This is a genomic window from Micromonospora sp. U56, assembly GCF_018070095.1.
Classification (GTDB): Bacteria; Actinomycetota; Actinomycetes; order Mycobacteriales; family Micromonosporaceae; genus Micromonospora; species Micromonospora purpureochromogenes.
Window position 1 is genome coordinate 58,519 of sequence record NZ_JAGPYL010000001.1, and the last position, 13,500, is coordinate 72,018.

The following is a 13,500-nucleotide window of genomic DNA, read 5'->3' on the forward strand; positions in this document are numbered from 1 at the left end:
GACGGTCACACCCGGATGGGTGATACTCGACGGGTGGCGAGCGGCGAGGAACCATCGACGGTGCGACCCCTGCGACCGGCGACGCCGCCCGACGGGCCGCTCGGCAGCTCCGGCGCCGCGCCGGACCCGACCCCGGTCCCCCGTCCCCGCCGCCCCTTCCTCGACCGGTCCACGGCCGAACCGTCGACCGCGGCCACCGCCGGCGGCGTGCCGACCACCGTGGAGCAGACCCCCGGCGACGCGGCGCAGGCCGGGCCGGGGACGCGGGGCACGGCGAAGGCCGACGCCGGGACGACCGACGTGGCGGAGGCCGGCGCGGCGGAGGCCGGCGTGAAGGCCGCCGACGCCGAGACGGGCGACGCGGAGAAGGCCGGCGCGAGCAGGGCCGGCGCGGACAAGACCAGCGCGGAGGCCGGCGACGGGAGCAGGGCCGGCGACGGGAGCAGGGCCGGCGACGGGAGCAGGGCCGGCGACGGGAGCAGGGCCGGCGCGGAGGCCGGCGCCACGCCCACCGACGGCCCGGCAAAGGAGCCGACAAAGGACGGCGCGGAGCCGGCGAAGGACGACGCCAAGGCCGGCGGCGAGCCGGGACGGCGTCGCCGGGTGCCGTTCGCGCACGCCGTGCGGCTCCTCCCGCCCCGGCAGGCGGTCGTCGGCGCGGCCCGGGCCACCCGGGCCTGGTCCCGGCGCCCGAGCGGCCGGCTGACCCTGCCCGGGGTGTTCCTCGTCGCGCTGGTCGCCGCCACCGCGGTGGTGGGCGCCGTGGTGGTCCCGTCGGCCGTCCGGTCGCCGAAGCCGGTCGCGGTGGACGGGACCGACGGCGCCGTGGTCGTACCCGCGCAGGGTGCGCTGCCCGGCGCGACCGCCGTGCCGGTGCTGCCGGGCGGGACGGCGCTGCCCGGGCTGCCGCCCGCGACCGCGCTGCCCGGCGGCGTGCCGCCGACCGGGCCGGTCGCCCCGCCCGCCACCGGCCGCCCGGCCGACGCCCTGGCCGCCTGGGCCCAGACCACCGGCGCGCGGGTCAGCATCTCGCCGGTGGCCATGCAGGCGTACGGCTACGCCGAGCTGGTGCTCGCCGAGACCAACCGCGGCTGCCAGCTGAGCTGGACCACGCTCGCCGCGATCGGGTACGTCGAGTCGCGGCACGGGCAGGCCAACGGCGCCAGCCTCCAGTCGACCGGCCGGGCCGAACCGGAGATCATCGGTGACCCGCTCGACGGGCAGGGCGGCCGGTCCCGGATCACCGACACCGACCGGGGGCTCTTCGACCGGGACACCGTCTACGACCGGGCCATCGGGCCGATGCAGTTCATCCCCACCACCTGGCAGGAGATCGGCGTCGACGCCGACAACGATGGCCGCAAGGACCCGCACGACCTGGACGACGCGGCGCTCGCCGCCGCCCGGTACCTCTGCAAGGGCGGCCGGAACATGACCATCCCCGGCGACTGGTGGGGCGCCATCCTGTCCTACAACGATGTGCGCCGGTACGCCCAGGATGTCTTCGACAAGGCCAACCAGTACGGGGTGGCCAGCCGTACGTGACGTGATCGTTCGCATACATTGCCGGACCAGACACTTCCCCCCGGCAGCCGATGACGGCAAGCTAGACGGGTGATGGTGCGCGAGTGGGATCCCCGGACCGCGTCGTCCGACGAGGTCGCGTCCGTGCTGGACACGCTGAACGCGGTCCTGGCGGCGGACCTCCCGCAGGACCCGCCCTGGCGGAAGAGTTCCCTGCGGGAATACCTCTCCGAGGTGATGCCGGGCGAGCGGCGGATCTCCTGGGTCGCCCAGGCGGCGCCCGGGCCGGACGGCCTGCCCGGCCCGATCCTCGGCCACGTGCACGTGCTGCTGCTCGGCGACATCGGCGTCCTGGAGGTGCTGGTGCACCCCGACGTCCGGCGTACCGGGCTGGGTCGTGAGCTGGTCCTGCTCGCCGCCCGCCGGGTCTACCAGGAGGGCTTCCAGTCGATCGGCGTCGAGGTGGTCGGTGACACGCCGGCGATCGCCTTCTACGAGTCGCTCGGCTTCGCCCGGGAGTACGTGGAGACCCGCAGCGTGCTCGACCTCGGCGCGGTGGACTGGCCGGCGCTGGCCGAGATGGCCACCGGCATCGGCGCCGGCTACCACCTGGAGTTCTGCCCGGGCGGCCCGCCGGACGACCTGATCGAGGCGTACGCGCGGGCCAAGGCCGAGGTGCGCGACGTCGACGACGGCGAGCTGCGCCCCAGCTCGTACGACCCGCAGCGGCTGCGGGACAGCCTGGACACGCTGCACCGACGGGGCATGAAGCCGTACATCGTGCTGGCCCTGCACGAGCACAGCGGCGAGGTCGCCGGGCTGACCGAGGTGGTGGTGCCGGCGCAGCACCCCACCCGGGCCGACCAGTACGACACGATCGTGGTGCAGGACCACCGCGGCTACGGCATCGACCGGGCGATCAAGGCCCGGATGCTGCTGGAGCTGCGCTCGGCCGAGCCGACGCTGGCCGAGGTGCAGACCTGGAACGCCCAGGCCAACGAGGCGATGCTCAAGGTGAACGCCGAGCTGGGCTACCGCCCCGACCGGGAGTGGTGCGAATACAGCGTGGACGTCGCCGAGCTGGTGCACCGACTCGACGCCGCCCGCTGACCGCGAGTTCACCACACCGCTCCCAGCGGGGGATGGACGGCGGCCAGCAACGACACTTAACGTGCGTTAGTTCCCGTCCACCCATCGTGGAGGCCTTATGCGCCCGCGCCGCAGATACGCCGCGCTCGCAACCGCCGCCGCCGTCACCCTTCCGGTCATCGGCGTCGCACCCACCGCGGCCATCGCCGCGCCCACCGACCTGTTCATCTCCGAGTACGTCGAAGGCTCGTCGAACAACAAGGCGATCGAGCTGTTCAACGGCACCGGCTCCCCGGTCGACCTCACCGCCGGCGGCTACCAGCTCCAGCTCTACTTCAACGGCTCGACCACGCCGACGAACGTCGCCCTGAGCGGCACCGTCGCCGCCGGTGACGCCTTCGTCTTCGCCGCCTCCTCGGCCGCCCCGGCGGTGCTCGCCCAGGCCGACCAGACCACCGGCGCGTCGCTGTTCAACGGGGACGACGCGATCGTGCTGCGCAAGGCCGGCGCGGTGCTCGACTCGATCGGCCAGGTCGGCGTTGATCCCGGTACCGAGTGGGGCAGCGGGCTGACCAGCACCGCCGACAACACGCTGCGGCGGCTGCCGTCGGTCTCCATCGGGGACACCGACCCGTCCGACGCGTTCGACCCGGCCGCCCAGTGGACGGGCCTGCCGACCGACACCTTCGACGGTCTGGGCGCGCACACCGTGGACGGCGGCGGCCCGGTCGACCAGCCGGCCACGCTCAGCTGCGGCGGCGCGCTGACCCTCGAGGCGGGCGCGACCGCCACCCGCCAGGTCACCGCCACCGACGCGGACGACACGGTCACCGACCTCACCGTCACCTCGGTCAACCCGACGCCGGCCACCGGCTCGATCAGCCGGACGGCCTTCACCCCGGCCACCGCCGCCGGCGGGACCGCCACCGCCACGGTCACCGCGACCGGCCTGCCCGGCGGGGCGTACGCGGTGACGCTGACCGCCACCGACGCCGAGGGCGGCACCGCCACCTGCACGCTGACCGTCCAGGTCACCACCGTGCTCTCGGTCGGCGAGGTGCAGGGCCCGACCCGGGAGGACGAGAACGGCCACACGGACCGCTCCCCGCTCGCCCCGGCCAGCGGTAACGGCACCAGCTCCACGCTGTACGACGTGCGCGGCGTGATCACCCAGAAGTCGCTCACCCGCACCTCGGCCGGCGCCGACCAGTACGGCTTCTACCTGCAGAGCCGTACGGGCGCCGAGGACGGCGACCCGCTCACCTCCGACGGCCTCTTCGTCTTCACGGGCTCGTTCACCACGCTGATCGGCGGCTACGCGCCGACCGTCGGCGACGAGGTGGTGCTGCGCGGCCGGGTGTCGGAGTTCTTCAACCAGACCCAGCTCTCCGGCGCCTCGCTGGTGCGCAAGCTGGACTCCGGCCTGGACGTGAACACCGCCGTCGCGGTGGACGACGCGGTCCCGCCGGCCGAGGCGGCCGACGCGAACCGGTTCTGGGAGCGGCACGAGGGCACCCGGATGCGGGTCCGCTCGGGCAGCGGGGTGTCCGCCCCGCGGCACATCTTCGCCTCCACCGCGGACTCGGAGATCTACGTGGTGGACCGCGAGGACCCGATCATGAAGCGGACCGACCCGTACGCCCGCCGGGTGTTCCGGGACGCCCACCCGCTGGACGACATCCCGGGCACCCTCTTCGACAACGGCAACAACCAGCGCGTCCTGCTGGGCGCGGGCGGGGTCAAGGCGACGGCCGGCGACTCGGCCGCGCTGCTGCCGCCGGCCCGCACCTTCGACACCCTCGCCACGGACGCGTTCGGCGCGGTCTCCTACGGCTTCAGCAAGTTCACCGTGCAGCCGGAGTCGCTCTCCCTCACCGCGGGCGCCGACCCGTCGGCGAACAACCCGCCGCAGCCGGCCGACCGCAACCGTGAGGTCGCCGTCTCGACCTACAACGTGGAGAACCTGTACGACTTCCGGGACGACCCGTTCGACGGCTGCGACTTCACCGGCAACCCCGGCTGCACCGGGGTCCGGCCGCCGTTCGACTACGTGCCGGCCGACGAGGCCGACTACCGGGAGCACCTGGCCGCGCTCGCCGACCAGATCCGCACCGACCTGCACTCCCCGGACCTGATCCTGGTGCAGGAGGCCGAGGACCAGGACATCTGCACGGTCTCCGGCACCGAGTTGGTCTGCGGCGACACCAACGACGCCGACGGCGCTCCGGACACCCTCCAGGACCTGGCGCTGACGATCGCGGCCGCCGGTGGCCCGGCCTACGCCGCCGCGTACGACCGGACCGGCGCGGACGCCCGGGGCATCACCTCCGCGTTCCTCTACCGCACCGACCGGCTCGCGCTGGCCGAGGCGACCGCCGCCGATCCGCTGCTCGGCGCCACGCCGACGGTGGAGTACCGGTCGACGGGGCTGCCGTCCAACGCGGATGTGCAGAACCCGAAGGCGCTCAACGCGCAGCTGCCCGCCGACACGGACACCTCGACGGGCAAGGACGGCGACAACGTCTTCACCCGCGCGCCCCAGCTGGGCAAGTTCGTGGTGAGGGCGACGCCGGACGGCTCGGAGTCCTACCTGCTGTACGCGCTGAGCAACCACTACTCGTCCGGCCCGGACACCAGGGTCGGGCAGCGGACCGAGCAGGCGACGTACGGTGCCGCGATCGTCACCGCGATCGAGGAGTCGGACCCGCATGCCCGGGTGGTCTACGGCGGCGACATGAATGTCTTCCCCCGCCCGGACGACCCGATCGCCACCGCGGCGAACCCGACCCCGTCGGACCAGCTCGCCCCGCTCTACGAGGCCGGCCTGCACAACCTCTGGGACGACCTGGTCGCGGACGTGCCGGCGGCGGCGTACTCGTACAACTTCAGCGGGCAGGCGCAGACGCTGGACAGCATCTTCGTCAACGACGCGCTCCACGCCGACCTGGTGCAGGTGCGGACGGCGCACGTCAACGCCGACTGGCCGTCCGACGTCAGCGGCGACGGGTCACGTGGCGCGAGCGACCACGACCCGTCGGTCGCCCGGTTCCGCGCGCAGCCGTCGCTGCGGGTGGCCGACGCGTCGGTGACCGAGGGCGACAAGGGTGACAGCATCCTGACCTTCCAGGTCACCGTCTCCCGCCCGCTGTCTGCGCCGACGACGCTCTGCGCCGCCGCGGTCGGCCTGACCGCCTCGGCCGGTTCGGACTTCGACCCGTACGTCGGCTGCCGGGTCCTGCCCGCCGGGCAGACCTCGCTGGCCTTCCCGGTGACCGTCCGGGGTGACCGGAAGGTCGAGGCGGACGAGAAGATCGCCTTCGCGGTCGCCGGCCCGCTGAACCTGCGGCTGGCCGACCCGCTGGCGGTGGGCACCATCACGAACGACGACTGACGTTCGACGCACGGGCCGTCGCCGTATCTGGGAGGGATCCGGGGGAACCGAACGGGAGGGCACGGCGTGTACCTGACATGGCAGACCCTCCGACCGTGACCCTCGGCGCACCCGGCCAGGTGGTCGCAGACCCGACCGACGAGCCGCCCGGGCTGCCGTTCGACCGGTTCTACGCCGGGCACGTCGACCGGGTCCACCGGGCGCTCGCCATGGCGCTGGGCGACCCCGGGCTGGCCCGGGAGGCCACCGATGAAGCCATGGTCCGGGCGTACGCCCGCTGGGACCGGGTCAGCCGGCTGGACAACCCACCCGGATGGGTCTTCCGGGTGGGACTGAACTGGGCCACCTCGTGGTGGCGCAAGGTACGCCGGGAACGGCCCCCGCTGGCCGACGAGCGCCATCCCGCCGTCGCGGCCCCGGACCCGGCCGCGCTGGCCGCCCGTACGGCGCTGGACCGGCTGCCCACCACACAGCGGACCGTCATCGTCTGCCGGGTTCTGCTGGATCTCTCCACCGCCGAGACGGCGACGGTGCTCGACCTCAGCGAGGGGACGGTCAAGAGCCGGCTGTCGCGGGGGCTGGCCGAACTGCGAGCCGCGCTGGCCGAGAAGGAGTGACGATGGACGTCGTACCCGAGCCCCTGGCGGAGCTGGTGCACCGCGCCGCCGCCACCACGCCCGCGTACCCGGGTGACCTGGCCACGGTGCGCAGGCGCTGGCAGGCCCGGCGGCGCCGTCGGCGGGCCGTGCTGACCGGCGGGCTCGTGGCATTGGTGGCGCTGACCGGCGGTGCGGTGCCCCTGCTGCACGGCCGGGCGGGCGCCCCGGCGGACGGACCGCCCCCCGTGGCCGGCGCCTCCTCCCCCGCGCCGGCGCCGGACCGGGTGGCACAGCGGCTCGTGATCGACGGGCCCGAGTGGTTCGTCCCGGACGGTACGGACCGACCGGGGGTCGGCGTGGCCGCGGTCCCGGCGGCCGAGGTGCGCCCGGACGGGTCGGTGGTGCCGTACCGGGTACCGGAGGGGTTCGAACTCGGCGCGGCGCTACCGGACGGCCGGCTGGTCGGCCTGGTGCGCCGGGGCGTCGCCAGGCCGCGGTCGGCCGGCGCGAACACCGACAAGGTCGCCATCGACCTGGTGCTGGTGGAGCCGGGCGGCAGGGAACGCCGGTGGCACCTCCAGGCTCCCCGGGAGCGCGTCGGGGTCGTCGGCGCGGATGACCGGACGGTCTACCTGGTGCGGCCGGCCGGGCTGGTGGCCCGCGACCTGTCGACCGGCGTGGAGAAGGTGGTGCTCCGCTCCTCGGTGATCGGGTCGGACCTGCTCGGCCCGGACGCCCGGTTGACGGGCGGCCGGGTGGCGGTCCGTAGCGAGGCCACCCGGACGGTCTGCCTGATCGACGTGTACGACCTGGCCGGCCGGGAGCGGCGTGGCCGGGTGGAGACCGGACCGGGCTGCCAGTTCGTGCTCTCCCCGGACGGCAGGAGCCTCGCCGCCGTCCACCGGACGTCTGCCGACATCCGGGAGCAGAGACTCGGGATCTGGGACGTCGCCACCGGAAAGCAGCTCGCCGACGTGCCGGTCGGCACGGTCACCCGGAACCCGGCGACCGCGGGTACGGTGTACGGCCTAGCCTGGGACGACGACCGGACGGCGCGCGCCGTGTGGGTGCAGCTGCCGCCCGGCGCCGACCGGGTCTACCAGGTGCCCGAGGTGATGCGGATCGTCTCCGCCACCGCTCAGTAGCGCTGGCGGAGCAGCTGGGCGGCCTCGACCGCCCAGTAGGTGAGGATGATCTGCGCGCCCGCCCGGCGGATCGAGGTGAGCGTCTCCAGGATCACCCGCTCCCGGTCGATCCAGCCGTTCGCGGCGGCCGCCTCGACCATCGCGTACTCGCCGGAGACCTGGTAGGCGGCGACCGGGACGTCCACCGCGGCCCGGACCGCCGCGACCACGTCGAGGTAGGGCAGCGCCGGCTTGACCATCACCATGTCGGCGCCCTCGGCGACGTCCAGCTCGACCTCGCGCAGCGACTCCCGCAGGTTGGCCGGGTCCTGCTGGTAGGTGCGGCGGTCGCCCTCCAGCGCCGACTCGACGGCGTCGCGGAACGGACCGTAGAAGGCCGAGGCGTACTTCACCGCGTACGCCAGCACCGCGATGTCCTGGTGACCGGCGGCGTCGAGCGCCCGGCGGACCACGCCGACCTGGCCGTCCATCATCCCGGACGGCCCGACCACGCCGACCCCGGCGGCGGCCTGGGCCACCGCCATCTCGGCGTACGCGGCCAGGGTGGCGTCGTTGTCGACGCCGCCGTCCGGGGTGAGCAGCCCGCAGTGCCCGTGCGAGGTGAACTCGTCCAGACAGAGGTCGCTCATCACCACGGTGGCGTCGCCCACCTCGGAGACGACGTCTCGGATGGCGACGTTGAGGATGCCGTCCGGGTCGATGCCGCCGGAGCCGGTCGCGTCCCTCGAGGCCGGCACCCCGAAGAGCATGATCCCGCCCACGCCGGCCTGGACCGCCTCGACGGCGGCCTTGCGCAGCGAGTCCCGGGAGTGCTGGAGCACCCCCGGGAGCGACGCGATGGCCCGCGGCTCGGTCAGCCCCTCCTTGACGAACATCGGCACGACCAGCTCGGCCGGGTCGACGCGGGTCTCGGAGACCAGCCGCCGCACGGCCGCGTTACGGCGCAGCCGGCGGGGCCGGATCTCGGGGTACGGCACGGGAGCCTCCTGTCAGCGGAACCTCAGGGCGGTCGGCCCCTGCACCTTCGAGCCGCGGCGCTGCTTGGCCGGCATGGCGGCCAGCTTCTCGCGCAACTCGACGGCGTAGGCGGCGAGCGCCTCCACCAGGTCGGGCACCGAGGCGTGCGCAGGCTGCACGTCGACCCGCAGGCCGAACTCCGTCGCCGTCTCCGCCGTCTTGGGCCCGATAACTGCAACAACGGTACGCGCGTGCGGCTTCCCGGCGATACCGACCAGGTTCCGGACGGTGGAGGACGAGGTGAAGAGCACCGCGTCGAACCCGCCCGACTTGATCGCGTCCCGGATCTCGGCGGGCGGCGGGGCGGCCCGGACGGTCCGGTACGCGGTCACGTCGTCGACCTCCCAGCCGCGCTCGGTGAGCCCGGCGGCGAGCGTCTCGGTGGCGATGTCGGCGCGCGGCAGCAGCACCCGGCCCACCGGGTCGAGGATCTCGTCGTGCGGCGAGAACTCGGCCAGCAGCCCCTCGGAGGACTGCTCGCCGGACGGGACCAGCTCCGGCTGGATGCCGAAGGCGCGCACCGCGTCGGCGGTTGCCTCGCCGATGCAGGCGATCTTGACGCCGCCGAAGTGGCGGGCGTCCAGGCCGTGCTCGGCGAACTTCTCCCAGACCGCCCGGACGGCGTTGACCGAGGTGAAGATCACCCAGGCGTACCGGCCGTCGACCAGGCCCTTGACCGCCCGCTCCATCTGGGCCGGGGTGCGCGGCGGCTCGACCGCGATGGTCGGCACCTCGCACGGGATCGCCCCGTACGCGCGCAGCCGGGCGCTCATCACACCGGCCTGCTCCTTGGTGCGGGGCACCAGCACCTTCCAGCCGTACAGCGGGCGGTTCTCCCACCAGCTCAGCTTGTCGCGCTGGGCGACGCCCTCGCCGACGGTCAGCACCACCCGGCCGGTGAAGCCGAGCGCCGCCGCGACGAAGGAGTCCACGGTCGACGTGGTGGTGTACTGCGTCTCGCCGGTGCCGTCGCCGGTCACCCCGACGCCGGTGGTGCCGTCCACCCCGGCGGCCAGCAGGCCGTCCCGGATGGCGGCGAGGTCACCCGCGTCGACCGCGAGGGCCAGCGAGCCCCGGCCGACGGCCGCGGCCAGCGCGTCGAAGTCCAGCGTGCTGACGTCCTCGACGTCGGCGGCGGTGCGCACGCCCGGCAGCGGAACACCGGCGTACGTGGCGACACCCTCGGCCTGGCCGACCCCCGGGACCACCTCGAAGTGCGCGGCGGTACGCGCCACCGCCTGCACCTCCTTGACCACCGAGTCGTGGCCGAACGGGTCACCGGCGACCAGGTGCACCGCGTTCAGCCCGGACCGGGCGGCGGAGATGAGCACCTTGGCCACGTCGCCCGGCGCCCCCTCGGCGGGCGTGAACTGGGCGTCGGACCTGGCCTGGGCGCGGACGGCGTCGAGCAGCGACTCGGGGACCCCCCGGTCGTACACCACCTGGTCGGCGTCGACCAGGGCGTCGTGCGCCCGGCGGGTCAGCAGGCCCGGGTCGCCGGGGCCGGCCCCGACGAACGCGATCCGGCCTACGGGCTTACGGGTGCGGGTCATTCTGTGCTCCCAAATTGCTGGGTCCCCGGGCCGGTGTGTCCTTCGTGGCCGAGGATCGAGTCGGCGCCGAGTTCGAGGAGTTCGGCGGCGAGTGCCTTGCCGATCTCCGCCGCGTCGGCGGGCGTACCGGTGCGGGACAGCCGGAGGTCTCGGGTGCCGTCCGGGCTGATCACCGCCCCGCGCAGGTAGATCTCTTCACCGGCGTCGCCCTCGGCGAGTTCGGCGTAGGCGGCGACCGGGGCGGAGCAGCCGGCCTCCAGGGTGGCCAGGAACGCCCGTTCCGCGGTGACCGCGGCCCGGGACGGTGCGTGGTCGAGCACCGCGAGCAGCTCGACCAGGTCATGGTCGTCGGCCCGGCACTCCACCGCCAGCGCGCCCTGGGCGGGCGCGGGCAGCATCAGCATCGGGTCGAGCGTTTCGGTGATCACGTCGGTCCGGCCCAGCCGGGCCAGGCCGGCCCGGGCCAGGACGACGGCGTCGAGGTCGGCCTCCGGGCCGAGCACCCGCCGCAGGCGGCTGTCCACGTTGCCCCGGATCGGGGTGACCTCCAGCTGCAGCCCTAGGGCGTGCAGCTGGGCGATCCGGCGCAGCGCGCCGGTGCCGACCACGGCGCCCGGCGGCAGCTCGGCGAGGGTACGACCGCCCGTGGCGACCAGCGCGTCGCGCGGGTCCTGCCGGGGCGGCACCGCCGCGATGTGCAGCCCGGCCGCCGCGGCGGTGGGCAGATCCTTGTACGAGTGCACCGCGAGGTCGATGACGCCGGCGGTCAGCGCGTCGCGCAGGGCGGAGACGAAGACGCCGACGCCGAGCCGGTGCACCGGGGCCGCCGAGCGGTCACCGGCGGTGACCACCTCGACCAGCTCGACCTCGCGGCCGGTGGCCGCGGTCAGGGCCTCGGCGACGTGGCCGGACTGGGCCATCGCCAGGGCGCTGCCCCGGGTACCGAGGCGCAGGGGCGTGCTCATCGCTCACCTCCGGTGGGCGGGACGTCGACGACGTCGATCCAGGGCCGGCCGTCGGCGTTCTCGACGACGTCGGGAACGGTGTCGACCGGCGAGGTCTGCGGCACCTGGAGGTCGAACAGCTCCCGCAGCAGGGCGGCGTACTGGTCGCCGCCGGGCTCGGCGGCGAGCTGGCGGACCCGCACGGTGGGCTGGTGCAGCAGCCGCTGCACCACCCGGTGCACCGTCCGGGCGACCTCGGCGCGCTGGTCGTCGTCGAGGTCGGGGCGGCGCTGGGCGAGCCGGCGCAGCTCGGCGGTGACCACGTCGTCGGCGCGGCCCCGCAGCGCGGCCACGGTGGGCGCCACGTCGGCCCCGCGCAGCCAGCTCAGGAACGACTCGACCTCGCCCGCGACGATCCGGGCGACCTCGGCGGCGTCGGCGGCGGCCGGACCGTCGGCGAGCAACCCGGCCATCCGGTCGATGTCGATCACCTCGACGCCGGGCAGCTCGGCCACCCCGGGCTCGACGTCGCGCGGCACGGCCAGGTCGAGCAGGACCAGCGGGCCCCGCTCGGCGTCGCGGCCGGCCAGCGCCCGGGTGACCCGGTCGAGGGTGAGGACCGGCTCCGTGGCCGCGGTGGCGGCCACTACGATGTCCACTGTGGAGAGCGCGTCGACGAGCTCGGCCATCGGCACGGCGTTCGCCGCGTACGACTCGGCCAGGCGTACCGCCCGGTCGGCCCCCCGGTTGGTGACGGTGACCGGCCCGGCGCCCAGCCGGGACAGCGTCGCCACGCCCAGCGCGCCCATCGCCCCCGCGCCGACCACCATGGCGGGGCGGCCGGCGAGGTCACCGTCGAGGTGATCGGCCGCCAGGTCCAGCGCGGCGGTGACCACGCTCTGCCCGGCGCGGTCGATGTTCGTCTCGGCGTGCGCCCGCTTGCCCACCCGCAGCGCCTGCTGCATCAGCTCGTGCAGCAGCCGCCCGGCCGAGTCGGCCCCGGTGGCCCAGTGGTACGCGTCGCGCAGCTGGCCGAGGATCTGCGCCTCGCCGACCACCATCGAGTCCAGCCCGGCGGCGACCCGGAAGACGTGGTCGACCGCGGCGGCGTCGTAGTGCACGTAGAGGTGGTTGGCCAGCGCCGCCGGCGGGGCGCCGGCCTGCTCGGCGAGGACGGCGCAGATGTCGCCGAGGCCGCCGTGGAAACCGGACACGGCGGCGTAGACCTCCACCCGGTTGCAGGTGGAGACCAGCACCGCCTCGGCGACGTACGGCTGGGCGACCAGGCGGTCCAGCGTGCGGGTGAGCTCAGCGGGGGCGACCGCCAGCTGTTCCAGGGTGGCAACGGGGGCGGTGCGGTAGGACGCGCCGACGACGAGCAGTTTCACGTGCCGATCGCCTCCTGGGTGTCGGTGGCCGCGAGCCCGCCGGGCAGAGCGGTGAGGGCGGACCCGCCGGTGGCGGGGAGCGCGGTCAGCGACGCCTTGCGGTGCTCGTGGAAGGACAGGATCTGCAGCTCGATGGCGAGGTCGACCTTGCGCACGTCGACCCCCTCCGGCACCGAGAGTACGCACGGCGCGAAGTTCAGGATGCTCGTCACGCCGACGGCGACGAGTTGGTCGGCGACCGGCTGGGCGGCCGAGGCCGGGGTGGCGATCACGCCGATCGAGATCAACTCCTCGGCGGCCACCCGGGCGAGGTCGTCGACGTGCTGCACGACCAGGCCGTTGATCACCTCGCCGACCCGGGACGGATCCGCGTCGAAGAGCGCGGCGATCCGGAAGCCCCGGCTGGCGAAGCCGTCGTAGCCGGCCAGGGCGTGACCGAGATTACCCACTCCGACCAGGGCGACGGCCCGGCACTGGGTGAGCCCGAGCACGTACTCGATCTGCTCGATCAGCAGCGTGAGGTCGTAGCCGACGCCCCGGGTGCCGTACGAGCCGAGGTGGGAGAGGTCCTTGCGGAGCTTGGCCGAGTTGACCCCGGCGGCGCTGGCCAGCCCCTCGCTGGAGACGGTCTCGTGACCGCTCTCGGCGAGGTTGTGCAGCGCGCGGAGGTACTCGGGGAGCCGCGCGACGGTCGCCTCCGGAAGATCCGGGAGCGCCGGTACGGCACCGGCGCGGCCGGGCGCGCCAGGGTGACGGTGCTGACTCATGAGACTCCGTGCGGTGCGATCCTCGGCCAACTCCGGTGCCCGGCCATTTCGGGACCCCCGCTCGCGACCGAGAGTGCCGGCCG

10 protein-coding genes are annotated in these 13,500 nt (G+C 74.6%); 5 read left to right on the top strand and 5 right to left on the bottom strand.

The genetic code is table 11. The features are described 5' to 3' along the window. The first annotated feature begins 33 nt into the window (after nucleotides 1-33). From KBX37_RS00295 to KBX37_RS00315, 5 genes are all read left to right on the top strand, one after another. Nucleotides 34-1,545, top strand: coding sequence for a lytic murein transglycosylase (locus KBX37_RS00295; protein ID WP_307848897.1), 1,512 nt, complete (start codon nucleotides 34-36; stop codon nucleotides 1,543-1,545). 72 nt (nucleotides 1,546-1,617) lie between these two features. Then, nucleotides 1,618-2,634, top strand: coding sequence for an N-acetyltransferase (locus tag KBX37_RS00300; protein ID WP_210773747.1), 1,017 nt, complete (start codon nucleotides 1,618-1,620; stop codon nucleotides 2,632-2,634). 97 nt (nucleotides 2,635-2,731) lie between these two features. Further along, on the top strand, nucleotides 2,732-6,004 hold the full coding sequence (locus KBX37_RS00305) for a lamin tail domain-containing protein (protein WP_210773602.1): 3,273 nt from the start codon (nucleotides 2,732-2,734) through the stop codon (nucleotides 6,002-6,004). Nucleotides 6,005-6,081: 77 nt separating this feature from the next. Further along, nucleotides 6,082-6,621 (top strand): RNA polymerase sigma factor, encoded by a 540-nt coding sequence (locus KBX37_RS00310; RefSeq protein ID WP_210773603.1) that lies wholly within the window; start codon nucleotides 6,082-6,084, stop codon nucleotides 6,619-6,621. Nucleotides 6,622-6,623: 2 nt separating this feature from the next. Beyond that, on the top strand, nucleotides 6,624-7,748 hold the full coding sequence (locus KBX37_RS00315) for a hypothetical protein (protein WP_210773604.1): 1,125 nt from the start codon (nucleotides 6,624-6,626) through the stop codon (nucleotides 7,746-7,748). Here KBX37_RS00315 and hemB read toward each other — a convergent pair. The 5 genes from hemB to KBX37_RS00340 are packed head-to-tail and all read right to left on the bottom strand — an operon-like array spanning nucleotide 7,742 to nucleotide 13,417. Further along, nucleotides 7,742-8,725, bottom strand: a complete 984-nt coding sequence (hemB, locus tag KBX37_RS00320; RefSeq protein ID WP_210773605.1) for a porphobilinogen synthase — start codon at nucleotides 8,723-8,725, stop codon at nucleotides 7,742-7,744. The two genes, KBX37_RS00315 and hemB, sit on opposite strands and share 7 nt — an antisense overlap. Before the next feature lie 12 nt (nucleotides 8,726-8,737). Beyond that, complete coding sequence (locus KBX37_RS00325; protein WP_210773606.1) at nucleotides 8,738-10,318, bottom strand: uroporphyrinogen-III synthase; 1,581 nt, start codon at nucleotides 10,316-10,318, stop codon at nucleotides 8,738-8,740. Further along, the gene (hemC, locus tag KBX37_RS00330) at nucleotides 10,315-11,283 is read right to left on the bottom strand and encodes a hydroxymethylbilane synthase (protein WP_210773607.1); all 969 of its coding nucleotides are present in this window, start codon (nucleotides 11,281-11,283) and stop codon (nucleotides 10,315-10,317) included. Before hemC ends, KBX37_RS00325 begins: the two co-directional genes overlap by 4 nt. Next, complete coding sequence (locus tag KBX37_RS00335) at nucleotides 11,280-12,650, bottom strand: glutamyl-tRNA reductase (protein WP_210773608.1); 1,371 nt, start codon at nucleotides 12,648-12,650, stop codon at nucleotides 11,280-11,282. The genes hemC and KBX37_RS00335 overlap by 4 nt, the downstream gene beginning before the upstream one ends. Next, nucleotides 12,647-13,417 (bottom strand): redox-sensing transcriptional repressor Rex, encoded by a 771-nt coding sequence (locus tag KBX37_RS00340; RefSeq protein WP_210773609.1) that lies wholly within the window; start codon nucleotides 13,415-13,417, stop codon nucleotides 12,647-12,649. Before KBX37_RS00340 ends, KBX37_RS00335 begins: the two co-directional genes overlap by 4 nt. Nucleotides 13,418-13,500 lie beyond the last annotated feature (83 nt).

What these genes read in the sequence shown, in the direction of transcription:
- KBX37_RS00305 (WP_210773602.1), top strand. Translation starts at nt 2,732, where the DNA reads ATGCGCCCGCGCCGCAGATACGCCGCGCTCGCAACCGCCGCCGCCGTC.
- KBX37_RS00310 (WP_210773603.1), top strand. Translation starts at nt 6,082, where the DNA reads ATGGCAGACCCTCCGACCGTGACCCTCGGCGCACCCGGCCAGGTGGTC.
- KBX37_RS00300 (WP_210773747.1), top strand. Translation starts at nt 1,618, where the DNA reads ATGGTGCGCGAGTGGGATCCCCGGACCGCGTCGTCCGACGAGGTCGCG.
- KBX37_RS00315 (WP_210773604.1), top strand. Translation starts at nt 6,624, where the DNA reads ATGGACGTCGTACCCGAGCCCCTGGCGGAGCTGGTGCACCGCGCCGCC.
- hemC (WP_210773607.1), bottom strand. Translation starts at nt 11,283, where the DNA reads ATGAGCACGCCCCTGCGCCTCGGTACCCGGGGCAGCGCCCTGGCGATG.
- KBX37_RS00340 (WP_210773609.1), bottom strand. Translation starts at nt 13,417, where the DNA reads ATGAGTCAGCACCGTCACCCTGGCGCGCCCGGCCGCGCCGGTGCCGTA.
- KBX37_RS00325 (WP_210773606.1), bottom strand. Translation starts at nt 10,318, where the DNA reads ATGACCCGCACCCGTAAGCCCGTAGGCCGGATCGCGTTCGTCGGGGCC.